This is a genomic window from Rhodococcus sp. P4_E4, assembly GCF_056401575.1.
Genome location: NZ_JBFUJB010000015.1, coordinates 313,782 through 338,807, shown reverse-complemented (window position 1 = coordinate 338,807; position 25,026 = coordinate 313,782). Strand labels below are relative to the sequence as shown.

Genomic DNA, 25,026 nt, shown 5'->3' with positions numbered 1-25,026 from the left:
TTCGGGTGTCGGCCGTATCCGGTGTGTTCCACCGTCAAGGCCATGGTCTTTCAATTATGTCTCTGCCGAGGCGAACCTGGCCACCTGCGTCCGGAAACCGGCGAGATGATCAGGTCGCCAACGGCGACAAGCGTCGGAGCCCCACCCGATGGCAGTTGCTCCGACGCTTTACATCACCAGCGGTAGTGGGCGAATGCCTTGTTGGCTTCGGCCATCTTGTGAGTGTCTTCGCGACGCTTCACAGCTGCACCGAGGCCATTGCTGGCATCGAGGAGCTCGTTGGCGAGACGCTCGACCATGGTCTTCTCACGACGTGCACGCGAGAAGGTGACCAGCCAGCGCAGTGCCAGCGTGGTGGAACGACCGGGACGAACCTCGACCGGCACCTGGTAGGTAGCGCCACCGACGCGGCGGCTACGAACCTCGAGTGCAGGCTTGACGTTGTCCAGGGCGCGCTTGAGAGTGACGACCGGATCGGTGCCGGTCTTCTCGCGTGCCTGCTCGAGAGCCTGGTACACGATTCGCTCTGCGGTGGACTTCTTGCCGTCCAGCAGGATCTTGTTGACGAGCTGCGTCACCAACGGGGAACCGTAAACCGGGTCGTTGATGAGCGGGCGCTTCGGAGCGGGGCCCTTACGTGGCATTAGCTCTTCTCCTTCTTGGCGCCGTAGCGGCTGCGTGCCTGCTTGCGACCCTTGACACCCTGGGTGTCCAGGGAGCCGCGGATGATCTTGTAACGGACACCCGGGAGGTCCTTCACACGACCGCCACGGACGAGCACCATGGAGTGCTCCTGAAGGTTGTGACCTTCACCGGGGATGTACGCGGTGACCTCGACCGAAGTCGTGAGGCGAACACGTGCGACCTTACGGAGCGCGGAGTTCGGCTTCTTGGGGGTGGTGGTGTACACGCGAGTGCACACGCCACGACGCTGCGGGCTGCCCTTGAGGGCTGCCGTCTTGACCTTGGCGGTCTTGTCGCGGCGACCCTTGCGGACCAGCTGGTTGATGGTTGGCATTTACCGGCTTTCTTGTGACGAACAGACTGCTCGAGCGAACTCGGGCCGTTCGAAAACGTGGCTGTTCTGAAATTAGGGATCTAGCAGTTGGAGCAAGAGAGCTGCTGCTCCTCACCCACCTCAGAGTCTGTACTCAGCACTTTCATGCCGCGCACTGCCCCCGAGGTCGGGCGTGTCGCATACCCCCACACAGGCAGCCGGATGCTCGTTCATCAGCAGTTTCTGCTCGAACGCGCGCACGGCAATACCTAGCTAGGCACACAGATCGGCCCGGGCATGCCGGACACGACCCATAACGATACCTGTCGGCGCGCCACGAGGTCAAAGCGAGGCCACGGTGATAGTGACCTCACGCTCTGACCAGACACTCTGGCTGCAAACTCAGACCACGCAGCCGGACCGGTCACGATCAGATGCTGCGGTTCAACGTCAACGCGCCGAGCTTTGCCGCAGCCTCGCACGGATCCGCGCCGCCCTGCGGCTCGGTGACCCACCAACCGAACACTCCCCCGGCCGGTGCGCTCGCGCTCACGCCGCAACTCTGCGGATCGGCCGGCTGGCGAACCTCGTAACCGCCACTGCCGTTGATGTCGATTTTCGCCACCACGTATCCCAGATGTTCGAATGCAGCGCGCTCGTGATCGAGGGTGCCCGTCTCGAACCAGTTGAAGGTGATCTTGATCGGACCCGCGGCCCCGATGCCGTCCCAACGGCAGATAGCGCCGAAGAACCCACGCCCGACGGCGTCGGCACCCACGGCACCGGCGATCTGCTCGTCGGTGACGGCCTCGCATTCTTGGAGGACGTTGGCGAATTCCTGGCTGTCACTACCGCCGTAGCTGCCCTCCGCACGGGGAGTCCCGATGACCACCGAGCCGCAGCCTGTCAGCAGAACCAGCGATCCAGCCAGGGCGAGCCCGATCCGTACGCGCTTCACGGCGCCCTCGAACTTCACTGTGCCCTCGAAACTGTTTTTTCCATCAGATCCCGCGCCACCGTGCATGGATCCGCGGTCGGTGGCAGCAAGCCGTAGGTGATCGACCAGTGCACGAAGTCTCCGCCGAACGCGATACCCAACTCGCACAGCGAACCTGCCGTGGACGCGATGAAGCCTTGATGACCGCCGATCGTGATGTCGGCGGCGGGACGTCCGAGCAGGTCGGACCCGGCCCGTTCGCGGCCGATCGGGCTACCGCGGTACCAGGAGAAACTGACGCTCGGACCGCTCGAACCAGCGACCTCCCACTGGCAACCGACGCCGTTGCGCGTCGTCGTCGCAAAAGCGCCGAGGTTGAAGGCATTGACAACTTCTTCGTCGGTCACCGAGCCGCATTCGGCGAACATCGGACCGGGATCGGTGGGTGCGAGCGCCGGCGAACTGGCGTCGTCCCCCGGCCGATCGGCGGACCCGTCGTCGGAGCTGCAGCCGACCACCGCCGAAAGCACGGCAGCCGAGACCAATACCGAAGTCCCGATCGAAGTGAGGGTGCGTGCGGCCATGGAGCCGACTGTACTTCTCGGTGGCCCCCGACACACGCCACGTGCGCACCTCGCTCATCGGTCGCCGCCACGCCGCTACCGATTCAGGGAGTCGGGACCGGTACCCGAACCAGCGTGGAATCCAATTGCGCCGCCCATTGTTTGACCACCTCGGTGCGTCGACGCGAGTCGTCGGTCAAGACGTCTGCCAGCCCCAGCCCGCGGGCCAAGTCCAGGGTCGCCTGTACCAAACGGTGCGTCACCGGATCGGAGTCGTCGACACCCAGACTCTCGACGGCCATGCAGTGCGCGATGCGCCCGAACCGTTCCTCGAGGGGCAACACGCGGGCCCGCAGGTCGGGGTCGGAGGCAGCGGCCGTCCACACCTGCAGTGCTGCTTTGAACAGAGTCCCGGTGTAGTACTCGACCAACCGCGAAATGACCGCCTCGGTTCGTCCGGCACCCACCGGAAGGTCGGTCGATTCCTTTCGTGCCTGATCCATCCTGGCGTCGAACATCACCTCGAGCGCCGCGGTGATGAGGTCCTCGCGGGTCGGGAAGTGATGCTGCATCGCACCGCGGGACACCCCGGCACGCTGGGCGACGACGCTCATCGTCGTTGCGCTCCATCCGAGTTCGGCGAGACACTCCACAGTCACTTCGAGCAGGTGGGAGCGCGTGACTCGACTTCGGTCCTGCTTGGGTTCTCGAGTCATCGCGCCGCCATCCTTTCTACCGCTGTGTTCCAGTGCGCAGTTCTACTGCGCCCAGGCTGCTGGACGCTTCTGCAAGAAAGACATCATGCCCTCACGAGCCTCGTCAGAGGAAAACAGCCGGGCCGACTGCGCGATCATCTCCTCGCCGTCACGGTCGAATCCGGCCAGGACCGAACGCGTCGTGATCCACTTCGATTCGGCAAGTCCCTGCGGTGAACATTGGCGCAAGGTGCCGAGCAAATCGGTGATCGACTCCCCCGTGTCCTGCGACGCGGCGGTGACGAGTCCGATGGATTCGGCCTCGTGCTGGCCGAACTTCTCTCCGGTGAGCAGGTATCGGCTCGCAGATCGCTGGTCGAGCCTCGGTAGGACCGTGAGCGAAATGATGGACGCTGCCAAACCCAACCGTGATTCCGTCACCGCGAAGGTGCTCGCCGGTCCGGCGACGACGATGTCGCACGCCCCGACAAGACCCATACCCCCGGCTCGGACGTGACCGTCGATGCGCCCGATCACCGGCTTGGGAAGCTCGAGAATGCTGCGCAAGAGCGTCAGCATTCCCCGCCCTCGTTCTTTGACGGCCTCTTCCGGTGACGCGGACGATCCGGAAGCCTCGCTGAGATCGGCTCCCGCACAGAATGTTCCACCGGTGTGGGTGAGCACCACCGCTCGAACTGCCGGATCGGCGGCCGCTGACGTCAACCCCGCTTGTAACTCCGTCACCAACCGCGTCGAAATCGCGTTGCGGTTGTGGGGTGAGTCGAGAGTGATCGTGGCAGCACCGCCCGATACGTCGTACCGTACGTATGGCTTGTCCTGATCCGTCATGAGTCTCCTCTTCAGTAGGACCGTTTAGTACGACCGCGGCAGACCGAGAGAGTGCTGCGAGACGAAGTTGAGGATCATCTCGCGGCTCACCGGCGCGACGCGGGCGATACGGGCCGCGCCGAGCATGGCGGCCAGTCCGTATTCCTTCGTCAGGCCTGCGCCGCCGTGCGTCTGGATCGCCTGATCGAGCGCCTTGATGCTGGCTTCGGCGGCGGCGTACTTTGCCATGTTCGCGGCTTCGGCAGCACCGAAATCGTCGCCGCTGTCGTAGAGCACCGCGGCCTTCTGCATCATCAGCTTGGCGAGCTCGAGTTCGATCTTCACCTGCGCGAGTGGATGCGAAATACCTTGGTGCGCACCGATCGGCGTCTTCCACACCGTGCGCTCGTTGGCGAACTTCACCGCAGCGTTCAGGGCGTAACGGCCCATGCCGATGGCCATCGACGCACCCAGGATGCGCTCGGGGTTGAGGCCGGCGAACAACTGCATCAGGGCGGCATCGGCTTCGCCGACCAGAGCGTCGGCCGGCAGCCGTACATCGTCGAGGAACAAGATGAACTGGTGGTCCGGCTCGATGATGTCCATCTCCATCTGCGTCTTCACGAATCCGGGAGAATCCGTGGGGACGATGAACAGAGCGGGCTTGAGCTTGCCGGTCTTGGAGTCCTCGGTGCGCGCGACGATGAGGACCGCGTCAGCCTGATCGACACCCGAGATGTAGATCTTGTTGCCGCTCAGGATCCAGTCGTCGCCATCCCTGCGTGCCGTCGTGGTGATCTGATGAGAGTTGGAACCGGCGTCGGCCTCGGTGATTCCGAACGCCATGACCTTGGAGCCGTCGGCGAGGCTGGGTAGCCACTGCTGCTTCTGCTCCGCCGTGCCGTACTTGCCGATGATGGTGCCGCAGATGGCCGGGGATACGACAACCAGGAGCAGACCGGCACCCTGCGCCGCCAATTCCTCCTGCACCAGCGCGAGTTCGTAGATACCGGCACCGCCCCCGCCGTATTCCTCCGGCAGGTTGACGCCCAGGAATCCGAGTTTGCCCGCCTCGTTCCACAATTCGGTGAGCGGCTCACCCTTGCGCGCCTTGGGCAGCACGTAGTCGACGTAGTTGAAGCGCTCACCCAGTTTGGAAACGGATGCCCGCAGTTCCTTCTGCTCTTCGGTTTCGATGAAACTCATCATGCTTCCTCTTCTGTAGCGGGTTCTTCCACACGTGCGAGTACCGATCCGACTTCGACCTGCTGGCCGACGGCGACCGGAAGTTCTACCAGGACACCGGCAGTCGGCGCGGTGACGGTGTGTTCCATCTTCATGGCCTCTAGCCACAGAATCGGCTGGCCGGCAGTGACGGTGTCACCGAGTGCGGCGCCGAGGCGGATAACCGATCCCGGCATCGGAGCGAGCAACGAACCGGCGGCGACTTCCGCCGACGGATCCACGAAGCGCGGTGCTGCCGTCAACGCGACGGGCCCCAGCGAGGAGTCGACAAAAATCTCACTCTCGTATGCCGCCACGTCAAACGAACGCCGTACTCCGCCCTGCTCGAGCACTACCCGTGCAGCAGTTGCCGATACCAGGCTCACGTCGTCGAAGCCTTCTGCGTTCAACACGCCGCTTCGGCTCAGGGAGTAGCGGACGTCGTAGTCGCCCGACGCAGTGGAGTAGCTCTTGCTCTGCGGCTGCGACGGGAGGTTGCGCCACCCGCTGGGCAAGCGGCCGATGACACGCGCCGACGACCGGTTGTGCGCGGCATCGGCAAGTGCCGCCGCCAGCGCCGAAAGCCTTTCGGCGTCGGTGTCGGCCAGAGGCGTTGACAACTTCTCGAGGTCATGGGTCTCGAAGAACGCCGTATCGGTGTCCCCGGCAATGAAGGCCGGGTGAGCCAGGACATTGACGAGCAGGTCACGGTTGGTGCGCAGGCCGTGAATCCTGGTGCGCGCCAGCGTCGACGCGAGCAGCCGGGCAGCTGCGGTCCGCGTCGGCGCGTACGAGATGATCTTGGCCAACATCGGGTCGTAGTGGACGCCGACAACACTGCCGTCGACGACGCCGGAGTCGAGGCGAACGCCCTGCTCACGCAGAACACTGAATTCTTGTGGGTCACCGGGCAACTCGATGTGGTGAACGGTTCCGCTCTGCGGTTGCCAGTTCTTGGCGGGGTCCTCGGCGTACAGGCGCACCTCGATGGAATGTCCGCGAATCTCCGGCTGCTCGTCCGGAAGCACTTCACCTGAAGCGACCTGCAATTGCAGTTCCACCAGATCGAGTCCGGTCGTGCACTCGGTGACGGGATGCTCCACCTGCAGGCGAGTGTTCATCTCCAGAAAAAAGAAGTCACCCTTTTCGTCTGCCAGGAATTCAACGGTTCCTGCTCCTTCGTAGCCGATGGCGTTGGCTGCGAGCCGCGAGGCGTCGAAGAGCTTGTCGCGCATGGCGGGGATGCGCTGCACGAGCGGCGACGGTGCCTCTTCGACCACCTTCTGATGCCGACGCTGGATCGAGCACTCGCGCTCCCCCACCGCCCACACCCCACCGTGGCGGTCGGCCATGACCTGGACCTCGATGTGCCGACCGGTCTCGAGGTAGCGCTCGCAGAAGACAGTCGGGTCGCCGAAGGCGGACTGCGCCTCACGCCGCGCCGCTTCCAGTTCGCCTTCCAGCGAAGACAATTCACGAACGACACGCATTCCGCGTCCGCCGCCGCCCGCCGACGCCTTGATCAGCACTGGCAAATGAGCGTCGGTCACCGCAGCGGGATCGAGTTCGGACAGCACCGGAACTCCGGCGGCGTCCATGATCTTCTTGGACTCGACCTTCGACCCCATGAGCTCGATGGATTCGACGGGTGGGCCGATCCACGTCAGCCCCGCGTCGATGACGCTGCGCGCGAACTCCGCGTTCTCGGAGAGGAATCCGTATCCGGGGTGAATCGCGTCGGCGCCCGAAGCCTTCGCGGCGGCGATGATCAACTCGCCCCGCAGGTAGGTCTCGGCAGGCGTGTTACCCGGCAGGCGAACCGAGGCGTCGGCTTCGGCGACGTGAGGGCTGTCGGCATCCGCGTCGGAAAATACCGCAACCGTGCCGATTCCGTTCTTCCGACAGGTTGCGAAGACACGGCGGGCGATTTCGCCACGATTGGCGACCAGTACTGAAGTGATTGTCACGGCGTGCCTCACATACGGAAGACGCCGAAGTTCTCGGTGCCTTCGATCGGGGCGGTGGCAATGGCCGACAGGCACATTCCCACCACGGTGCGGGTGTCTCGGGGATCGATGACGCCGTCGTCGTACAGACGCCCGGACAGGAACATCGGAAGTGACTCGGCCTCGATCTGGTTCTCGATCATCGCGCGCATGCCGGCATCAGCCTGCTCGTCGAAAACCTGGCCGCGGGCCTCGGCAGCAGCGCGTCCCACGATGGAGATGACGCCGGCGAGCTGCGCACCGCCCATGACGGCGGACTTGGAACTGGGCCAGGCAAAGAGGAATCTCGGATCGAATGCCCGTCCGCACATGCCGTAGTGACCGGCGCCGTACGACGCTCCGAGCAGGATCGAGATGTGCGGAACCTTGGAGTTGGCTACCGCATTGATCATCATCGATCCGTGCTTGATCATGCCGCCCTCCTCGTATTCCTTACCCACCATGTAGCCGGTGGTGTTGTGCAGGAACAGCAACGGCGTGTTGGAGCGGTTGGCGAGCTGGATGAACTGCGTGGCCTTCTGGGACTCTTCGCTGAAGAGCACTCCACGTGCGTTGGCCAGGATGCCGATCGGGTAGCCGTTGAGCTCGGCCCAGCCGGTCACGAGGGAGGAACCGTAGAGCGGCTTGAACTCGTCGAAGTCGGAACCGTCGACGATACGGGCGATGACCTCACGCGGATCGAACGGAATCTTCAGGTCGGCCGGAACGATGCCGAGCAACTCTTCCGGATCCTCGAGTGGTTCGATGATTTCGGCGCGAGGCGCCGGCCCCTTCTTGGTCCAGTTGAGTCGCTTGACGATCGAGCGACCGATGCGGATCGCGTCCTGCTCGTCGGCTGCGAAGTAGTCGGCCAGTCCCGACTTGCGGGCGTGCATTTCGGCGCCGCCGAGTGCCTCGTCGTCGGATTCCTCACCGGTGGCCATCTTGACCAGCGGCGGGCCTGCGAGGAACACCTTGGAGCGTTCCTTGATCATCACGACGTGGTCGGACATGCCTGGGATGTACGCGCCGCCGGCAGTCGAGTTGCCGAAGACCAGTGCGATGGTGGGGATACCGGCGGCGGAGAGCTGTGTGAGGTCACGGAACATACGCCCGCCCGGGATGAACACCTCCTTCTGCGTCGGCAGGTCTGCACCGCCGGACTCGACCAGCGAGATCACCGGGAGGCGATTTTGCATGGCGATGTCGTTGGCGCGGAATCCCTTACGCAGCGTCCACGGATTGCTGGTGCCGCCGCGCACGGTGGGATCGTTGGCGACGATCAGGCATTCGACACCTTCGACAACGCCGATACCGACCACGGTGCTGGCGCCGACCGGGAAGTCACTCCCCCACGCAGCGAGGGGACACAGCTCGAGGAACGGCGAATCCTGATCGAGCAGGAGTTCGATCCGCTCGCGCGCCAGAAGCTTTCCCCGCTTGTGGTGCCGCTCGGTGTACTTCTCGCCGCCACCGGCAAGCGCCTTGGCGTGCTCGACCTCGATCTCGGCGAGCTTGGTGTTCATGGTCGATGTTGCGGTCTGATACACCTCGGAATTGGTGTCCAGCGTTGACCGGATGACACTCATGACTGATACCCCAATCGCTTGGCCGCGAGGCCGGTGAGGATTTCGGTGGTTCCGCCACCGATTCCCAGAATTCGCATGTCCCGGTACTGCCTCTCCACTTCACTTTCCTGCATGTATCCGAGGCCGCCGAACAGCTGAACGGCTTGGTTCGCAACCCATTCGCCCGTCTCGACTGCCGTGTTCTTGGCGAAGCACACCTCGGCGATCAGATCGCCGTCACCGGCCATGTGCCGTTCGATCACCGAATGCGTGTACACCTTGGCGACGTCGATCTTGCGGGCCATCTCGGTGACGGTGTTCTGCACGGCCTGCCGACTGATGAGGGGTCGACCGAAAGTCTCGCGGGCGCGGCACCATTCGAGGGTCAGCTCCAGGCAACGTTCTGCACTGGCATACGCCTGGGCGGCGAGCGCGACCCGCTCGGAGACAAATGCCTGGGCGATCTGCGCGAAGCCGCTGTTCTCTGCGCCGACCAGATTCTCCACCGGAACCCGGGCGTCGACAAAGGACAGTTCCGCTGTATCCGACGCGCGCCAGCCCATCTTCTCGAGTTTGCGCGAGACGGTGAATCCCGTTGTGCCCTTCTCGATCACGAGCAGTGAGACACCACCCGCGCCGGGGCCACCGGTGCGCACTGCGGTGACGACGAAGTCCGCTCGAACGCCGGAGGTGATGAACGTCTTGGCGCCGTTCACGACGTAATGATCGCCGTCGCGCTTGGCTGTGGTTGTCAGATGCCCGACGTCGCTGCCTCCGCCGGGCTCGGTGATGGCGAGCGAGCCGATCTTGTCGCCGCGCAGGGTCGGCTTGACCCACTTCTCGATCTGCGCCTCGTCGCCGGCCGCAATCAGGTGCGGCACCGCGATGCCGCAGGTGAAGAGCGATGCGAACAGACCGCCCGACGCACCTGCCTGATGCATCTCCTCACAGATCACGATGGAGTCGACGGCATCGCCACCCTCACCGCCAGCCGATTCGGGAGCACTGGCCCCGAGGAGCCCGAGAGCGCCTGCCTTGCGGTGTAATTCGCGCGGAATCTCGCCGTCACGCTCCCACTGCGTCAGGTGCGGCAGAATCTCCTGGTTCACGAATCCGCGTACGGTCTCGCGAAGCGCAAGCCTTTCCGGTGTGGTCCACACGGTCACCGTGAATCCTCTTTCTCGTCAGTTGTGGGGAGTAGCGAAATCGGGATGTCGATATGGCGCGAGCGCAGCCACTCACCAATTCCCTTGGCCTGCGGATCGAACCGCGCCTGCGAGGCAACACCCTGACCGAGGATTCCCTCGATCACGAAGTTGACGGCACGAAGGTGCGGAAGCTGGTAGCGAGTGACGTTCAGGTCTGCTGCTTCCGGTAGTAGTTCCTTGAGCATTTCGACGGTCAGAGTGTGCGCCAACCACTGCCACTGATCGTCCGTGCGAACCCAGACGCCGACGTTGGCATTTCCACCCTTGTCGCCACTACGGGCACCGGCGATCGTGCCGAGTGGCACCGAAAGCGAAGACTGTGGCGGCAACGGCTCCGGACGCTCAGGTTCGTCGACAGGTTCGAGGTCCTGCGTCAGCGTCGACGGAGCGATGTCCACGCGAGTGCCGTCTGGCAGTACGGCCACATGAGGCACCGATCCCGCGCCGACGTAGCCGGGGGTGAACACTCCGTACGGTTGTCCGTTGCTCGGCGGCGCGGTCAGCGAGAAGCCTGGGTAACTGGCGAGTGCCATTTCCACCGCAACCGCGGAGAAGGGGCGACCGATCACCTTGGGGTCGGAATCGCGAACCACGCAGCGCAGCAACGCACTCGCTGTTTCCTCGGTGTCGGAATCCGGGTGATCTGTGCGAGCGAGAGTCCAGACCAGTTCGGCGGGCTTCTTCGTCAGCCAGGATTCGAGTTGAGTCTTCGCCAGATCGGCCTTGGCCTCGATGTCGAGACCCGTGAGGATGAACGTGGCCTCGTTGCGGAACCCGGCCAGCGTGTTGAGTGAGACCTTGTACTGCGGCGGCGGAGCCTCGCCCGTGACTCCGCTGATCAGCACCCGATCCGGGCCTTCCTGGGTGAGCACCGCGTTGTCGATACGGGTGGTCACGTCCGGGCCTGCGTAGCGTCCACCCGTGATCTCGTACAGCAGCTGCGCCGTCACGGTGCCGACGCTCACCTCGCCGTCCGTACCGGCATGCTTGGTGATGACCGAAGATCCGTCCGCGTTGATCTCGGCGATCGGGAAGCCAGGACGGCCCAGATTCGGAATCTCGGTGAAGAACGCGTAGTTGCCGCCGGTGGCCTGGGTTCCGCACTCGATGACGTGGCCCGCCGCGACAGCACCGGCCAGCTGATCGAAATCATCTCGCTTCCAACCGAAATGGTGAGCGGCGGGACCGACGATCACCGAAGCGTCGGTGACACGTCCGGTGACCACGACATCGGCGTCGGCCGACAATGCTTCGACGATGCCCCAGGCGCCGAGGTACGCGTTGGCCGTCAGCGGGGAGCCGAGTCCGAGTTCGTCTGCCCGAGAGACCAGATCGTCGCCCTCGACGTGGGCGATCTTCGCGTTCAACCCCAGCCTGGTGTTGACCTCGCGCAGCGCGTCGGCCAGTCCAGCCGGGTTGAGACCGCCGGCATTCGCGACGATCTTCACGCCCTTGTCGAGCGCAAGTCCGAGGGTGTCTTCCACCTGTCGCAGGAACGTCTTCGCGTAGCCGAGTGACGGGTCCTTCATCCGGTCCCGTCCGAGGATCAACATCGTCAGTTCGGCAAGGTAGTCGCCGGTCAGGTAGTCGAGTTCGCCGCCCTCGAGCATCTCGCGCATCGCCGAGACGCGGTCGCCGTAGAAACCGGAGCAGTTACCGATCCGTACCGAACTCATTTATCCACCTTCGCTTCTCGTGCGGCTCGTCCCTCGCCGCTGGGTCCGGCAAATGCCTGCGCGAACCCGAGCCACTCGTCCGCGTCGGCACCAACGGCAACCAGATCGAGATCGGCGCGATTGGCACGCTGAGTGACCAGCAAACAGAAGTCCAATGCGGGCCCGGTCACCTTCTGCGGTGCATCTTCCGGCCCCCAGGTCCAGAGCGAACCGTCCGGCGCCGTCAACTCAACCCGGAAATCGTCGGCGGGCGGCGTCTTCTCGTTGACCGAGTACGCAAAGTTCCGCGTACGGACACCCAGATGAGCGATGTTCTTGATGCGCGCCGTCGGGGCTCGCTCGACGCCGAGCGCGTCGGCAACGTCCTGCCCGTGCGCCCACGTCTCCATCAATCGCGCAGTTGCCATGGACACTCCGCCCATAGGCGGGCCGTACCAAGGAAACTTGGTACCGGACGGGGCGGCGGTGAGAGCCTCGACGAGAGCGGTGCGCCCCGCTCGCCAATCGGCGAGCAACTCCGCCGGCGGGCGGGCCGCCTGCTCGGCAGCACCGTCGTCGACAAATCCCGCCGGATTCACGAACGCCGCCTTCAACTGCTCCGCAAACCCGTCCGGGTCGGTGATCGCCAGGATCGCAGCACTGTCCGTCCAGTGCAGGTGCCCGATCTGATGCGCGACGCTCCACCCTTCCGCCGGCGTCATTGTCGCCCACTTCTCCTCGGGCAGATCCGCAACCAGGGCGTCGAGGCTCTCGCCTTCGGCCCGCAAGTCATCGATGAACGTCTGAAGTTCGGCCATGCGACCAGCATCACACCCGGGTCCATAAAAATCAAGCACGAATGATTGTTATTGAGAAATCTTGTGGTGAGAGACTGAGCTCAACTGCCATCGACTACCAGGAGCACCCATGAGCGACGCCGTACTGATCTCGCGAACCGGCGATGTGGTCACGTGGACCCTCAATCGCCCGGACACCCGCAACGCGATCTCCGAGATCGACATGATCGAGGCCCTCGAAGACGCGGTCACCGCAGTCAACCGAGATCAGAGTGTGCGAGCGGTCATCCTCACGGGGGCCGGGTCGGCTTTCTCCTCCGGCGGCAACGTCAAACACATGCGAGACAAGGAAGGCATGTTCGGTGGTGCTCCCGGCGAGATCCGCCAGGGCTACCGGCACGGCATCCAGCGCATTCCGCTCGCGCTGTACACATGTGAGGTGCCGACCATCGCAGCCGTCAACGGCCCGGCCATCGGAGCGGGCTGCGACCTCTCCCTCATGTGTGACCTCCGCATCGCCTCGACCGCCGCAGTCTTCGCCGAGAGCTTCGTCAAGGTGGGACTCATCCCCGGCGACGGCGGAGCCTGGCTGCTCCCCCGCGCGATCGGCAACGCCCGCGCCGCCGAGATGGCGTTCACCGGCGAACCCATCGATGCTGCGAAGGCACTCGACTGGGGTCTGGTCTCGCAGATCACCGAACCCGAGGAATTGCTTTCCGCAGCGCACGCTTTGGCAGCTCGAGTAGCCGCCAATCCCCCGCAGGTACTCCGCATGACCAAGAAACTCCTCCGCGAAGGCCAGCACCAGAGCCTCGAGAGCCTGCTCGAACTCTCGGCCGCCATGCAGTCGATCGCCCACCACACCCGAGATCACCACGAAGCCGTCGCCGCGATGCTCGAGCGTCGAAGTCCCGAGTTCACCGGAGAATGAAGGCGGGCAGTCAGCTACTGCCGGTCGGCGCGGTCCTCACCTCGATACTGTCGCTCCAGTTCGGAGCGGCATTCGCGACGACATTGTTCTCGCAGATCGGGCCCGCCGGAGCCACGACGCTTCGGCTGACGATCGCTGCGATCATCCTCGGCGTCATCGTCCGTCCGCGATGGAGCAGGTGGTCGAACCGGCAACGCAAAGGCATCTTCGCGCTGGGCATCGCCCTCGCCGTGATGAACGGCGCCTTCTACCTCGCCCTCGACACGGTGCCCATCGGCACCGCCGTCACCATCGAGTTCCTCGGACCGCTCACCCTGGCCGCAGTTCTGTCTCGTCGGTGGGCCGACGGAGCGTGGGTACTGCTCGCCTTCGGCGGAGTGTTGCTGCTCGGGTTAGGCGATCACGGCGAATCCGGATTGGACCCGATCGGGGTGATGTTCGCGTTGATCGCCGCGACTGCGTGGGCCGGCTACATCGTGGCCGGTTCCCACCTGGCCGCGACGCTCCCGAGCGCCGACGGGTTGGCAGGCGCAAGCATCGTCGCAGCCGTATTGACGCTCCCCTTCGGCGTTGTCTCGGGCGGAAGCGAACTGCTGGATCCGAAGATGCTCGCCGCAGGCGCCGCCGTCGCCATCCTCTCGTCCGTCATCCCGTACAGCTTGGAAATGTGGGCGCTGCGCTCCTTGGCCAAGAAGGTCTTCGCGGTCCTCATCGCCCTCGAACCGGCAGCGGCCGCACTGGCCGGAGTCCTCGTGATCGGGCAAACGCTCGACGCTTTCACACTCGTCGCCATCGGACTGGTGGTGACCGCGGGTGTCGGGACGGTAGTCATGAATCGAAAGTCCACACCGAAATAGTCCAGGTACCGTCAGAGCACGTCATTCCAACGCACAGGAGAACCATGACCAACCCGATCATCGCCACCGTTCTCGGTAACACCCCGCAGATCGACGAAAGTGCATTCATCGCACCCAACGCCACCGTTGTCGGCGCTGTGACCATCGCTGCGGGAGCCAGCATCTGGTACGGCGCGGTTATCCGCGGCGACGCCGAATCGATCTCCATCGGCGCTGACACCAACATTCAGGACAACTGCACCGTGCACGCCGACCCGACGTTCCCCGCAGTGCTGGGCGAGCGAATCTCGGTCGGCCACAACGCAGTGCTGCACGGGTGCACCGTCGAAGACGACGTTCTCGTCGGTATGGGTGCCGTGGTGCTCAACGGCGCACACATCGGTTCGGGATCACTGATTGCAGCCGGTGCGGTCGTGTCTCAGGGGATGCAAATCCCGCCTGGATCACTGGTCGCCGGCGTGCCCGCCAAGGTCAAACGTGAACTCTCCGAAGGCGAAAAGGCCGGTATCACCGCCAACGGCGCCGGCTACATCATGCTCGCGAAGGCTCACCAGGACATCGAACAGGCCTGATCGAGACGATGCTCGCGGCTGGCAGCAGCAACAGCAGCGACTAGCCTCGGGGCCGCAACGTACTGTTCGGCAACTCGGGTGCCGGGAGCGCCGGGCCGTCGTATCCCGGCACGACGCCGAAACGCTGGTCCGGGACGCTGCCGTCGAATCCGGAGGCCAGCTCGGCCTGCCACTTGCGTCGATACTCGACGATCTCTTCGTGGGTACGACCCATGAAGTTCCACCACATGATGACCTGCTCGCCCAACGGTTTCCCGCCGAGCAGTAGCAGTCGAGCCGGTTCGGATCCCGGATTGCGCAAAGTCAGTTTTCCGAAACCTGGTGCTTGATAACCCAACTCGGCCCAGCCGACGGTGGTACCACGCAGAACAACCGATCCTTGATCGACGATCACGCCGTGCTCATGTGAACGATCGACATCGAGGGCGATCTCGGCCCCAGGATCGAGAATCACCTCGGCACCGAGTAATTCGGTGAAGGTAGACACCGGAGACGTTTCACCGGCGAGCGAGCCGAGGAACACACTGAGCGTGACACCATCGGTGGTCACCGGCTCCGGTCGATAGTGAACGAACGCGGGTGCGGTATCGCGCGCCGCATCCGGCAGCGCCACCCACAACTGCATCCCGTGCAGAACCTTCGTATTCGGCGTCGACACCTCGGAGTGCGCGATCCCACTCCCGGCCGTCATCAAATTCAGTTCACCCGGCCGCACCATCGCATGGGAACCGATGCTGTCACGGTGCTCGATCTCTCCGGTGAACAGCCAACTCACCGTTTGCAATCCGGTATGCGGATGCGGCGGCACATGCATGCCCGGTCCTGAGCCGACGTCATCCGGACCGTAATGATCGGCAAAACACCATGCCCCGATCAGCGAACGCTCGCGTTGCGGAAGGGTGCGACGCACTCGCATCGCCCGCGGGCCACCGAGCGGTACGTCGCGCGGGGTGAGAATCTGAATCTCGCTCTCCACCGGATGGCCTTCGCATTCCTGCTCGACGGGCTGCGCTTCGAGGTTGCTCATATCGTCCATCCTGCCTCTAGTCATGACTGCGCGAGACGCAGACGCGTGCACAATTCGGCCAACATTCGAAGTTCATCCGCGTCCAGGGCCGGTCCGACGTGGCGACGAATGCTCGCCGCATGACGGCGACCCACTGATTTCTGCAGCGCTGCACCCGCTTCGGTGAGCTGCACGATCGTTCCGCGGCGATCCTGTGGATCAACACTTCTCGATACCAGACCTTCGCCCTCCAACCGTTCTACCAGGCGGCTGAGCGACGGCTGGCTCAACAGGATCTCGCGATTCAGATCATGCAGGCGAAGTGAACTACTCGGTGTGAGGCTCAATGTGAACAGCACGTCGTACTCGCGCATCGACACCTGATCCCAGACGTCGTCGGCAGAGAGCCGCCGCAGTACCGACACCTGGGCGCGAAACAAGGCTTCCCAGGCGTCGGTGGCGAGTTCGGTGGTGCTGACCGGAACCTCAGGCGGTTGCTCGTCAGGCAGTGACACTGCTTGCCTCACGAGCCGCCTTCATCGACGCGTGAGTGGGCGGGTTGTCCGGCACATGTGCGGGCCGCCTGGCCGCGAACTCACGGCGCAGAACCGGAACAACTTCCTCACCGAGCAGATCGAGCTGCTCGAGCACCGTCTTGAGCGGCAGCCCGGCGTGATCCATCAGGAACAGCTGGCGCTGGTAGTCACCGAAGAAATCGGCAAACGCCAACGTCTTTTCGATGGCCTGCTCAGGGGAACCGACGGTCAGCGGCGTCTGTTCGGTGAACTCTTCGAGTGAGGGCCCGTGGCCGTACACCGGAGCATTGTCGAAATACGGACGGAATTCCTTGACCGCGTCCTGACTGTTCTTGCGCATGAAGACCTGACCACCGAGACCGACAATCGCCTGATCCGCGGAGCCGTGGCCGTAATGCTCGTAACGCTGGCGGTAGAGATTGATCAGCTCGATGTAGTGCTCTTTCGGCCAGAAGATGTTGTTCGCGAAGAATCCGTCGCCGTGATACGCCGCGATCTCCGCGATCTCGGGGCTGCGGATCGAACCGTGCCACACGAACGGCGCGACGCCGTCCAGCGGGCGCGGGGTGGACGTGAATCCCTGCAGCGGTGTGCGGTACTCCCCTTGCCAGTTCACGACCTCCTCGTCCCAGAGCCGGCGAAGAAGTTGATAGTTCTCGAGCGCCAACGGGATACCGGCGCGAATGTCCTTGCCGAACCACGGGTACACCGGCGCGGTGTTTCCGCGTCCCATCATCAGATCGACACGCCCCTCAGCGAGGTGTTGAAGCATCGCGTAGTCCTCGGCGATCTTCACCGGGTCGTTGGTGGTGATCAGCGTCGTGGACGTGGAGAGCGTGATCTTCTCGGTCTGGGCCGCGATGTATCCGAGCATCGTGGTCGGAGATGACGGCACGAACGGCTTGTTGTGGTGCTCGCCGGTCGCGAAGACGTCGAGACCGACTTCCTCGGCGTGCTTGGCGATGGTCGTCATGGCCTTGATGCGCTCGTGCTCTGTCGGGGTCTTACCCGTCGTGGGATCAGTGGTGACGTCACCGACCGTGAAGATTCCGAACTGCATGGTTGCTCCTCCGCGAACTAGATCCATGCGTTTGCATGTAACTGATCAAACATTCAACCATCCAGCTGTATTCCACGGCAAAAAGATGAGGGCGGCACACAAGATGTGTGCCGCCCTCATCTGGACGAACGATCTACCGAAAAGCGGTCAGTGCATAACGATCGGCGTTGCCGTCTCGCCCTCGGCCACCGGCCTGGTGGTCTTGCTCCGCGGCAGGAAGAACGCCGGGATGAGGGTCAGGACGATCAGCACAGTGGCAACGAGGAAGGTGTTGCCGAAAGCGTCCGACGCCGCACTGAGAATCGAATTCGCAGCAGACTCCTGCGGACTTCCCGGCTCGGTCGGAATGTGCGACGCCGCACCGACCATCGTCGTATCGAGGCCACGATCGAGAAGCTGGTTGGTCAAGACCACCGACATCACGGCGGTACCGATCGAACCTGCGGTCTGCTGAACGATGTTCATCAGAGTGGAGCCGCGAGCGATCTGCTCGTTGGAGAGCGTCACGATAGCTGCGGTCATCAGCGGCATCATGGTGCAACCCATACCGAGGCCCATGACGAACAAGGCGCCCATCAGCAGCCACGTCGGGGAATCCGAGGCAACCTGTGTGAACACACCCAAACCGATGAGAATCAGCGGCAAACCGGTCAGGACGATCTTGCCCGGGCCGATCTTGTCGACCAGTCGACCAGCGATCGGCATGGTGACCATAGCGCCCAGACCCTGTGGAGCCATCAACAATCCGGCCGCGAGCGTGGTGTGCCCGCCGACCTGAATGAAGTAGCTCGGGAACAGCAACCCGGCGCCCATGAACGCGACGATGAACAGCGACGTCGTGATGACGGCGGTGGTCAACTGACGGTTCTTGAATAGGTGCAGGTCGATCAGCGGGTGATCCTTGTTGAGCGCGTGGAACACGAAGGCGATGATCAGTGCCAGACCGATACCGGCCGACACCAGAACCCGAGCGGACGCGACGGTTCCCACCTCAGGGATGGACGACACACCGAACAGGAACAGCGCCAGGCCGGGCGACAGCAGGATCATGCCGAGGAAGTCGAAGGACTCCGAAGGCTTCGCCTTGTCGGACGGCAGAATGATGAACGCAGCAGCCAGAGCGATGATGCCGATCGGCAAGTTGATCAGGAAGATCCAGTGCCAGCTCGCGGCCTCGATCAGCCAACCACCGAGAATCGGGCCGCCGATGGGACCGAGCAGCATCGGGATACCGAGAACTGCCATGACACGACCGACACGGTCCGGACCGGCGGCCCGGGTCATGATCGTCATACCGAGCGGCATCAACATGCCGCCGCCGAGACCCTGGAGCACGCGGAAGCCGATGAGCGAGGTGATGTCCCACGCCATCGCACAAGCGACCGAACCGAGCACGAACAGCACCAGGGCCGTCATGTACAGGCGCTTGGTGCCGAAACGGTCGGCAGCCCAACCGGTAACCGGAATGACCGTCGCCAAGGCGAGCGTGTAGGCCGTCATCGTCCACGCGACGGTGGCGTACGAAGTTTCGAAGTCCTCGGCAAAAGTGGTGAGCGCGACGCTCACCACGGTTACGTCGAGAATCGACATGATGGCGCCGAGCACCACCACGGAAGCGATCTTGAGGACCGCCCCGTCAAGTTTGTCGGACGCCGGTGCCGGCGCGTTCGGCGATGTCATCGCGAAGTCTCCTGGTTAAGTGCTCGCAGATAGTCACCCGCGAGAATGGGCTTGAGAGCCTCGAACAAACGAATCCGCTCTGGCTCAGGAACACGCGACGCGAATTCGCGAAGCTGGCCGCGCTTGCACTCGATGTGGTTGGTCGTCACCTTACGACCGGCCTCCGACAAGGAAACCCGCTTGACGCGTCGGTCCCGCTCGTCTTCACGGCGATCGACCAGACCCATGTTCACGAGCTGATCGATGTTCCGCCCCGTAGCTGCCACCGAGAGCCGAAGCTCGTCGGCAACCTCGTTGATCGGGATCGCCGCATCACGTTGTGCAAGTACGAACAGCACACGCACCTGAGAGAACGAGAGATCCAGTTCGATCAACGCATCGATCGACTCCGAATCACCGGCGCTCATCAGGCGAGTGAACAACTCGTCGAGTGCTCCATACAGGTCATCAGAATCGGAAGCGATCACCTGGCAAATGGTAGTGCGGTTGCAACTATTGCCCAAATGAAAACATGTTGCAACTTATTATTTGGTGAGCACCATCACGTTGCGAAGAATCATTCCTGCAGCAAGATGGCCTTTCCGAGAACTTTGCCGCTTTCGAGATCAGCCAGGGCAACTGCTGCGTCGGCAAGCGGATACCGTGCCTTGACCAGCGGACGCAAGCCGTTCCGGACGTGTTCTACCAGCGATGCATGCACCTCGGCTACCGCTTCGGGATTGGTGCGCGTGAACTCGCCCCACGCCGCGCCGACAATGCTGATGTTGCGGAACAGCACCCGGTTCACCTTGACCTGAGGAATGCCGCCGCCGGCAAAACCGATAACCACAAGACGCCCCTCCGGCGCCAGAACCCGGACCGCGTCGTCGAACGCATCCCCGCCTACCGGATCTACCACGATCTGAGCGCCGACGCCGTCGGTCAGTTCCCGAATCCGCTCTCCCCATCCCGGAGCCAGCGCGACAACCTCGTCGGCACCGAGCTCACGCAAGAAGTCCTCGACGCCTTCGCGTCGCACTACGGCAATCACCCGAGCCCCGTGTGCCTTGGCCAGCTGGATGGTTGCCGTTCCGACTCCGCCCGCAGCGCCGAGCACGACGACCGTCTCCCCCGCGACGATCTTCGCGCGACGAGCCAGCGCGAACTCCATCGTCTGATAGTTGATGATCAGAGAGGCCGCCTCGTCGAAGGCGAGTCCGTCCGGAATTCGGAGTACCTGCGCCGGGTTGACGGCAATCCGCTCTGCATAGCCGCCCAGATACGCGGCCGCGAGAACACGATCGCCCGGAGCGAAACCCGACCCTTCCGGCGCGGAGACCACGACGCCCGAGATCTCCGCGCCGGGAATGAACGGCGGTTCCGGGCGGATCTGATACTTGCCGTAGGTGATGAGTAGGTCCGGAAAGCAGACGCCACTGGCCTTCACATCGATGAGAACAAGACCTTCGGCTGCGGGCTCGGGAACCTCCTGCGCGACAATTCCTTCGGGACCGGACAGTTCCGTAACCACCATGGCGCGCACAGAAAGCTCCTCTTCGGGACATCTGAAGTCTGGACCGGTAACCCGGTTTTCTCGACTTTAACCCGGTACTCACGTCAGATCATCGTTCGCTCCCGATGTGCAGACGTTCGAGTCCGTCGAGAATCAGATCAAGACCGAAAGCGAATTCGGCGGCGTAGCTGTATCCCGGAGCTAGGACGTGCTCGGTGGTCAGCTCGGCCAGGTGCGGATACTGACCGCTCTCGAACGAGCCCATGATCGCCTTCGCCAGTTCCGTCGTTTCCTGCGCTGTTTCGAACGGCAAGCTCACCTCTTGCAGCACGAAGCCGTAGATGTACGCATCCATGATCGAAAAGGCATGCGCAGCAAGGGCGACCGGAAAGTCGGCAGCGCGTAGTGTTCCGATGACGGCGTCGTGGTGGCGCAGGGTCGCGGGGCCAGGCGTCGTTCGGGACTCCATCAACGGAGTTGCCCACGGGTGCCTCCCCAGCACCTCCCGAGTCGATACCGCTCGCGCGTGAACTTCCGTTCGCCACGGCAGTCCCGGCGTCGGAAGATCGATCTCCGCAAAGACCGCGTCGACCATTCCGTCGAGCAGATCCCCCTTGTCCGAAACATGGTTGTACAGAGACATCGCCTCGACGCCCAGTTCGGTCCCCAGCTTCCGCATGGTCATCGAATCGATTCCGACGGAATCTGCAAGCGCCACGGCAGCGCGTACAACGTCATCTCGGGTCAATCGTGTGCGCTTCTCCACATTGACAGAACTTACACCGTAAGTGCAATACTTACGGCGTAAGCATTCGACGAACGGAGACTCGCATGCCGCAGGAACTGATGACCGCCGTCGTACAGGATCGCTACGGCGAAGCCGACGTTCTCTACCTCGACCACATTCCGCGCCCCACTGTCGCCGACAACGAAGTGCTGATTCGCGTCGAGGCCGCGTCCGTCGACCGCGGGGCATGGCATCTCATGGCCGGACTGCCATATCCGTTGCGCCTCGCGGGATTTGGACTGCGCAGACCTGAGAACCGGGTCCGCGGACTGGACGTGTCCGGCCGAGTCGAGGCCGTCGGCAGTTCGGTGACCCGCGTGGCAGTCGGCCAGGAGGTATACGGGATCGCGGTCGGTTCGTTTGCGGAGTACGCGTGCGCACTCGAGACGAAGATTGCCGCAAAACCTGCCCGGTTGTCGTTCGCACAAGCAGCAGCGGTGCCGGTCTCCGGCCTCACAGCGCTGCAAGCCGTGCGCGACCACGGCCGCGTGCAGGCCGGGCAATCCGTCCTCGTTCTCGGTGCATCCGGTGGCGTCGGGATCTACGCGGTGCAGGTGGCGAAAGCCATGGGCGCGCTCGTCACCGGCGTATGCAGCACCTCGAAAACCGATACCGTCCGCTCCCTCGGTGCCGACGAGGTTCTCGACTACCGCGTCGAAGACGCCACCGACGGATCGCATCGGTACGACGTCATCATCGACACCGGCGGCAACCGCCGACTGCGAGATCTTCGACGGGCGCTCACACGCACCGGAAGGCTCGTGATCGTGGGCGGCGAGAACGGCGGACGGTGGCTCGGCGGAATCGATCGCCAAATCCGCGCACTGTGGCTGTCTCCGTTCGTATCTCAGAAGCTCGGGTCTTTGATGGCTTCGGAGAACGCCGAGGATCTGGAGGTGCTGACGGCAATGATCGACGCACGTGTCATCACCCCGGTGATCGACTCCGTTCATCCCCTTGCCGACACCGCCGTCGCCGTGGCACGAATGGTCGACGGTTCCGGCTGCGGAAAGCAGATAATCGCCACTCGCTGAAAAGCCTGACAGAATCGGCTCACTCCAGCGAACAGGAATCTCACGTGAACCCAGATCTCACGCTCGCGCCGCAGCCAGACAGAGGACCGATCTTCGTCAAGTCCCGCCCGGTCCGCACCGGCGACATCGACGTCGCCAAGCAGGTCAGGCTCGACGCCGTCGCCCGTTATCTGCAGGACATCGGCAACGACAACATCGAAGCCGCCGGCGCCATCGACACTCATCCGCTCTGGATAGTGCGTCGTTCGGTCGTCGATGTCGTACGCCCGGCGATCTGGCCGGAAGAGTTGACGATGACTCGCTGGTGCTCCGGCTTCTCCACGAGATGGGCGAACATGCGCGTGCGCTTCGACGGCAGCAACGGCGCACTGATGGAAACCGAAGGCTTCTGGATCAACATCAGCGCCGAGTCAGGCATGCCCACCAGGATGAGCGACGACTTCATGCGGCCGTTGGAAGAATCCACCGACGAGCATCGCCTGAAGTGGAAGCGTGTCCTCGCCGAGAACGCACCGGAGGCAGACGACGCGGGTGTTCTGGACACGCCGTTCGCTCTGCGCGCCACGGATATCGACCCGTTCGACCACGTCAACAACGCCGTCTACTGGCAGGCAGTCGAAGAGGTCCTCAGCGCGCGCACCGAACTGCGTACAGTTCCGCATCGAGCACTGATCGAGTACCTCTCCCCCATCGTCTCCAGCGACGACGTCGTCCTGCGCAGCCGCGTCGACGACAAGACCGTCACGGTCTGGTTCCTGGTCGGCGAAGCGCTCCGCGCAGTTGCGCAGGTGAGCGCCCTCTAACGCAGTTTCTGGGTCGCGACAGCCGCGACACCGAACACCAACGCAAGAAGAATCGCGGCCCAGAAACCGAAGAGCCACCACACCACGCCGAACACGACGACTGCCGGGGCAACGGTGATGAAAGCGATGGTGGGGCTTTCGCGTACCACCTCGAGTGCAGTTCGGGCATTAGTTCGATCGAGCTTCTTACCGGCCATCGAAAACCTCCTTCAAGGTCCTGACCATCCAGAGTAACCGGACTGACGGGCACAAAGCGGATACCGTGAACGCATGGCCGACCACCGCACCCTCGTCCTCATGCGACACGGCAAGTCCAGCTACCCCGAGGGCATCCGTGATCACGAGCGTCCGCTCGCCGAACGGGGCCTGCGCGAGGCCCGCATCGGCGGCGAATGGATCCGCGAAAACGTCCCGCCCGTAGACGCCGTTCTGTGCTCCACCTCCCGGCGCACCGTCGAAACCCTTGCCTCGACGGGAATCGAAGCTCCCGCCGGATTCGAGAAGTCCATCTACGGCGGCTCACCCGCAGACGTCATTGCAGCTGCGCGAACCACGTCCGACCACGTCAAGACGCTCCTGATCGTCGGACACGAACCCGGAATTCCCTGGACTGCACTCGATCTCGCATCGAACGAAAACTCCGAAGCAGCCCAACGTATCCGCGACAAGTTCCCGACTTCGGCGATCGCCGTCCTCTCCGTACCGGTGCCGTGGACCGAACTCGACGACTCCGTCGCCACTCTGCTCGAGTTTCACGTGCCTCGTTAGATCGACCACACCGCTAAAGCACCTCACGTAGCAGTCGGTCCGAAAGTGCAAGCGCGTCACGGTCGTACGTCGACGTCGACGCCAGCACTTCGTCGGCACCGGTCCGCTCGGCGAGATCGTGAAGCTGTTGTTTCACCTCGACAGGTGTGCCGTGCAGCGCCGACGCCATGAACGACTCGATACGCCTGGCATTTCGATCACTGCGCGGGGCGCGCCTGATCCCGTCCAGCGACGCGAGCGGCGGAAACTCCCCCGTCCGTGACGATTCTGCGAGCGCGTATGCCTCCGGGATCAGCAACTCACGCGCCGCGTCGGTGGTATCGGCAACCGCCACTTCGAGAGAAACCACCACATAGGGTTCGGGATGAGCGTCGGTGGCCCGGAAAGCTCGGCGGTACTCGTCCAATGCATCCACCCGGTCGGTGCTCCCGATTCCGAGTATCGGCCCACCCACGACCACCGGAAGCCCCAGTTGCGCTGCCACTTTCAAACCTGTACGCGTCGCGAGTACGAAGATCGGCACCCCGGTCTCCGACGCCGGCCGTGCCGTCACTGCCGCGGATCCGTCCAGATAGCGCCTCACCTCATCGAGATCTGACGCAAACGTGTCCGGAACATCCTTGCTGCGTCGTAGTGCCTGACGAACAGGCTCCGTGAATCCCAGCGATCGGCCGAGGCCGAGATCGATTCGCCCCGGGTACAGAGCCTCCAGCATCAAGAACTGCTCGGCGACGATCAGCGGTTGGTGATTCGGCAGCATGACCCCACCGCTCCCGAGTCTGATATCGCGCGTATGCGCGCCGATCGCGGCAAGCAGTACTGCCGGCGACCCGCTCCCGATCCCGGGCACCGCGTGATGCTCGGCCACCCAGAACCGGTGGTAGCCGAGAGCGTCGGCGTGCGCGGCGCGTTCGACGGAATGCGTCAGAGCTGCGGAGTCGGGGTATCCGCTCCTGGTTCGGGATCGGTCGAGAAGTGAGAGAAGCACTCTCGGAGCAACAAGGAATTCGGAAAGTTTCATCCGGGCGCCTAATGAGGACCGT

At 63.5% G+C, this 25,026-nt stretch carries 27 protein-coding genes; 6 read left to right on the top strand and 21 right to left on the bottom strand.

Annotation, left to right across the window (positions count from 1 at the left end; genetic code table 11):
• Positions 1–173: 173 nt before the first annotated feature.
• The 12 genes from rpsG to AC1DVN_RS18350 form a co-directional block, all read right to left on the bottom strand.
• On the bottom strand, positions 174–644 hold the full coding sequence (rpsG, locus tag AC1DVN_RS18405; protein WP_003941856.1) for a 30S ribosomal protein S7: 471 nt from the start codon (positions 642–644) through the stop codon (positions 174–176).
• Positions 644–1,018 carry a 30S ribosomal protein S12 gene (gene rpsL, locus AC1DVN_RS18400; protein ID WP_003941908.1) on the bottom strand — a complete coding sequence of 125 codons (375 nt, stop codon included), beginning with the start codon at positions 1,016–1,018 and terminating at the stop codon, positions 644–646. Before rpsL ends, rpsG begins: the two co-directional genes overlap by 1 nt.
• A 409-nt stretch (positions 1,019–1,427) precedes the next feature.
• Positions 1,428–1,973: a DUF3558 domain-containing protein gene (locus AC1DVN_RS18395; RefSeq protein WP_060939051.1), complete on the bottom strand. Its 546-nt coding sequence runs from the start codon at positions 1,971–1,973 to the stop codon at positions 1,428–1,430.
• The gene (locus AC1DVN_RS18390) at positions 1,970–2,518 is read right to left on the bottom strand and encodes a DUF3558 domain-containing protein (protein ID WP_029254868.1); all 549 of its coding nucleotides are present in this window, start codon (positions 2,516–2,518) and stop codon (positions 1,970–1,972) included. Before AC1DVN_RS18390 ends, AC1DVN_RS18395 begins: the two co-directional genes overlap by 4 nt.
• A gap of 83 nt (positions 2,519–2,601) precedes the next feature.
• Positions 2,602–3,213 carry a TetR/AcrR family transcriptional regulator gene (locus AC1DVN_RS18385; RefSeq protein ID WP_477847386.1) on the bottom strand — a complete coding sequence of 204 codons (612 nt, stop codon included), beginning with the start codon at positions 3,211–3,213 and terminating at the stop codon, positions 2,602–2,604.
• 42 nt (positions 3,214–3,255) lie between these two features.
• Positions 3,256–4,041 (bottom strand): enoyl-CoA hydratase family protein, encoded by a 786-nt coding sequence (locus AC1DVN_RS18380; RefSeq protein WP_021334055.1) that lies wholly within the window; start codon positions 4,039–4,041, stop codon positions 3,256–3,258.
• A gap of 24 nt (positions 4,042–4,065) precedes the next feature.
• Positions 4,066–5,226, bottom strand: a complete 1,161-nt coding sequence (locus AC1DVN_RS18375; protein ID WP_031331854.1) for an acyl-CoA dehydrogenase family protein — start codon at positions 5,224–5,226, stop codon at positions 4,066–4,068.
• Positions 5,226–7,211, bottom strand: coding sequence for an ATP-binding protein (locus AC1DVN_RS18370; RefSeq protein ID WP_031331856.1), 1,986 nt, complete (start codon positions 7,209–7,211; stop codon positions 5,226–5,228). Before AC1DVN_RS18370 ends, AC1DVN_RS18375 begins: the two co-directional genes overlap by 1 nt.
• An 8-nt stretch (positions 7,212–7,219) precedes the next feature.
• Positions 7,220–8,818 (bottom strand): acyl-CoA carboxylase subunit beta, encoded by a 1,599-nt coding sequence (locus AC1DVN_RS18365; protein WP_019744291.1) that lies wholly within the window; start codon positions 8,816–8,818, stop codon positions 7,220–7,222.
• On the bottom strand, positions 8,815–9,963 hold the full coding sequence (locus tag AC1DVN_RS18360; protein ID WP_141484718.1) for an acyl-CoA dehydrogenase family protein: 1,149 nt from the start codon (positions 9,961–9,963) through the stop codon (positions 8,815–8,817). The genes AC1DVN_RS18365 and AC1DVN_RS18360 overlap by 4 nt, the downstream gene beginning before the upstream one ends.
• Positions 9,960–11,681, bottom strand: coding sequence for an acyclic terpene utilization AtuA family protein (locus AC1DVN_RS18355; RefSeq protein ID WP_477994093.1), 1,722 nt, complete (start codon positions 11,679–11,681; stop codon positions 9,960–9,962). The genes AC1DVN_RS18360 and AC1DVN_RS18355 overlap by 4 nt, the downstream gene beginning before the upstream one ends.
• Positions 11,678–12,478 (bottom strand): TIGR03084 family metal-binding protein, encoded by an 801-nt coding sequence (locus AC1DVN_RS18350; RefSeq protein WP_020968976.1) that lies wholly within the window; start codon positions 12,476–12,478, stop codon positions 11,678–11,680. Before AC1DVN_RS18350 ends, AC1DVN_RS18355 begins: the two co-directional genes overlap by 4 nt.
• Before the next feature lie 109 nt (positions 12,479–12,587).
• On the opposite strand from AC1DVN_RS18350, the gene AC1DVN_RS18345 reads away from it, so the two are divergent.
• From AC1DVN_RS18345 to AC1DVN_RS18335, 3 genes are read left to right on the top strand one after another with little or no spacing between them, the layout of a single operon-like run.
• Positions 12,588–13,388 carry a crotonase/enoyl-CoA hydratase family protein gene (locus AC1DVN_RS18345; protein WP_020906831.1) on the top strand — a complete coding sequence of 267 codons (801 nt, stop codon included), beginning with the start codon at positions 12,588–12,590 and terminating at the stop codon, positions 13,386–13,388.
• Positions 13,385–14,245 carry an EamA family transporter gene (locus tag AC1DVN_RS18340; RefSeq protein WP_020906830.1) on the top strand — a complete coding sequence of 287 codons (861 nt, stop codon included), beginning with the start codon at positions 13,385–13,387 and terminating at the stop codon, positions 14,243–14,245. Before AC1DVN_RS18345 ends, AC1DVN_RS18340 begins: the two co-directional genes overlap by 4 nt.
• Before the next feature lie 44 nt (positions 14,246–14,289).
• Positions 14,290–14,817, top strand: a complete 528-nt coding sequence (locus AC1DVN_RS18335; protein WP_003941993.1) for a gamma carbonic anhydrase family protein — start codon at positions 14,290–14,292, stop codon at positions 14,815–14,817.
• A 40-nt stretch (positions 14,818–14,857) separates the two neighbouring features.
• On the opposite strand, the gene AC1DVN_RS18330 is transcribed toward AC1DVN_RS18335, so the two are convergent.
• The 7 genes from AC1DVN_RS18330 to AC1DVN_RS18300 all read right to left on the bottom strand — a co-directional run bounded on the left by AC1DVN_RS18330 (position 14,858) and on the right by AC1DVN_RS18300 (position 21,357).
• Positions 14,858–15,844: a pirin family protein gene (locus tag AC1DVN_RS18330; protein WP_020968973.1), complete on the bottom strand. Its 987-nt coding sequence runs from the start codon at positions 15,842–15,844 to the stop codon at positions 14,858–14,860.
• A 20-nt stretch (positions 15,845–15,864) separates the two neighbouring features.
• The gene (locus AC1DVN_RS18325) at positions 15,865–16,338 is read right to left on the bottom strand and encodes a MarR family winged helix-turn-helix transcriptional regulator (RefSeq protein ID WP_020906828.1); all 474 of its coding nucleotides are present in this window, start codon (positions 16,336–16,338) and stop codon (positions 15,865–15,867) included.
• On the bottom strand, positions 16,325–17,419 hold the full coding sequence (locus AC1DVN_RS18320) for an LLM class flavin-dependent oxidoreductase (RefSeq protein WP_477994092.1): 1,095 nt from the start codon (positions 17,417–17,419) through the stop codon (positions 16,325–16,327). Before AC1DVN_RS18320 ends, AC1DVN_RS18325 begins: the two co-directional genes overlap by 14 nt.
• 147 nt (positions 17,420–17,566) lie before the next feature.
• Entirely contained in the window at positions 17,567–19,099 is a 1,533-nt protein-coding gene (locus AC1DVN_RS18315) for a DHA2 family efflux MFS transporter permease subunit (protein ID WP_003942006.1), read from the bottom strand.
• A complete protein-coding gene (locus tag AC1DVN_RS18310; RefSeq protein WP_003941890.1) occupies positions 19,096–19,566 on the bottom strand; it encodes a MarR family winged helix-turn-helix transcriptional regulator in 471 nt (156 codons plus the stop codon). Before AC1DVN_RS18310 ends, AC1DVN_RS18315 begins: the two co-directional genes overlap by 4 nt.
• Before the next feature lie 89 nt (positions 19,567–19,655).
• Complete coding sequence (locus tag AC1DVN_RS18305) at positions 19,656–20,621, bottom strand: NADPH:quinone oxidoreductase family protein (protein ID WP_019744299.1); 966 nt, start codon at positions 20,619–20,621, stop codon at positions 19,656–19,658.
• A 79-nt stretch (positions 20,622–20,700) separates the two neighbouring features.
• Positions 20,701–21,357 carry a TetR/AcrR family transcriptional regulator gene (locus AC1DVN_RS18300; protein ID WP_021334063.1) on the bottom strand — a complete coding sequence of 219 codons (657 nt, stop codon included), beginning with the start codon at positions 21,355–21,357 and terminating at the stop codon, positions 20,701–20,703.
• Positions 21,358–21,422: 65 nt separating this feature from the next.
• Here AC1DVN_RS18300 and AC1DVN_RS18295 point away from each other — a divergent pair, with 65 nt between their 5' ends.
• A complete protein-coding gene (locus AC1DVN_RS18295; protein WP_477994091.1) occupies positions 21,423–22,412 on the top strand; it encodes an NAD(P)-dependent alcohol dehydrogenase in 990 nt (329 codons plus the stop codon).
• Between the two features lie 44 nt (positions 22,413–22,456).
• Positions 22,457–23,215: an acyl-[acyl-carrier-protein] thioesterase gene (locus tag AC1DVN_RS18290; protein ID WP_477994090.1), complete on the top strand. Its 759-nt coding sequence runs from the start codon at positions 22,457–22,459 to the stop codon at positions 23,213–23,215.
• On the opposite strand, the gene AC1DVN_RS18285 is transcribed toward AC1DVN_RS18290, so the two are convergent.
• A complete protein-coding gene (locus tag AC1DVN_RS18285; RefSeq protein WP_003941897.1) occupies positions 23,212–23,412 on the bottom strand; it encodes a hypothetical protein in 201 nt (66 codons plus the stop codon). The genes AC1DVN_RS18290 and AC1DVN_RS18285 overlap by 4 nt on opposite strands.
• 73 nt (positions 23,413–23,485) lie before the next feature.
• On the opposite strand from AC1DVN_RS18285, the gene AC1DVN_RS18280 reads away from it, so the two are divergent.
• The gene (locus AC1DVN_RS18280) at positions 23,486–23,983 is read left to right on the top strand and encodes a SixA phosphatase family protein (RefSeq protein ID WP_007728426.1); all 498 of its coding nucleotides are present in this window, start codon (positions 23,486–23,488) and stop codon (positions 23,981–23,983) included.
• Positions 23,984–23,996: 13 nt separating this feature from the next.
• Here AC1DVN_RS18280 and AC1DVN_RS18275 read toward each other — a convergent pair whose 3' ends face one another.
• A complete protein-coding gene (locus AC1DVN_RS18275; RefSeq protein WP_477994089.1) occupies positions 23,997–25,004 on the bottom strand; it encodes an LLM class flavin-dependent oxidoreductase in 1,008 nt (335 codons plus the stop codon).
• Between the last annotated feature and the right edge of the window lie 22 nt (positions 25,005–25,026).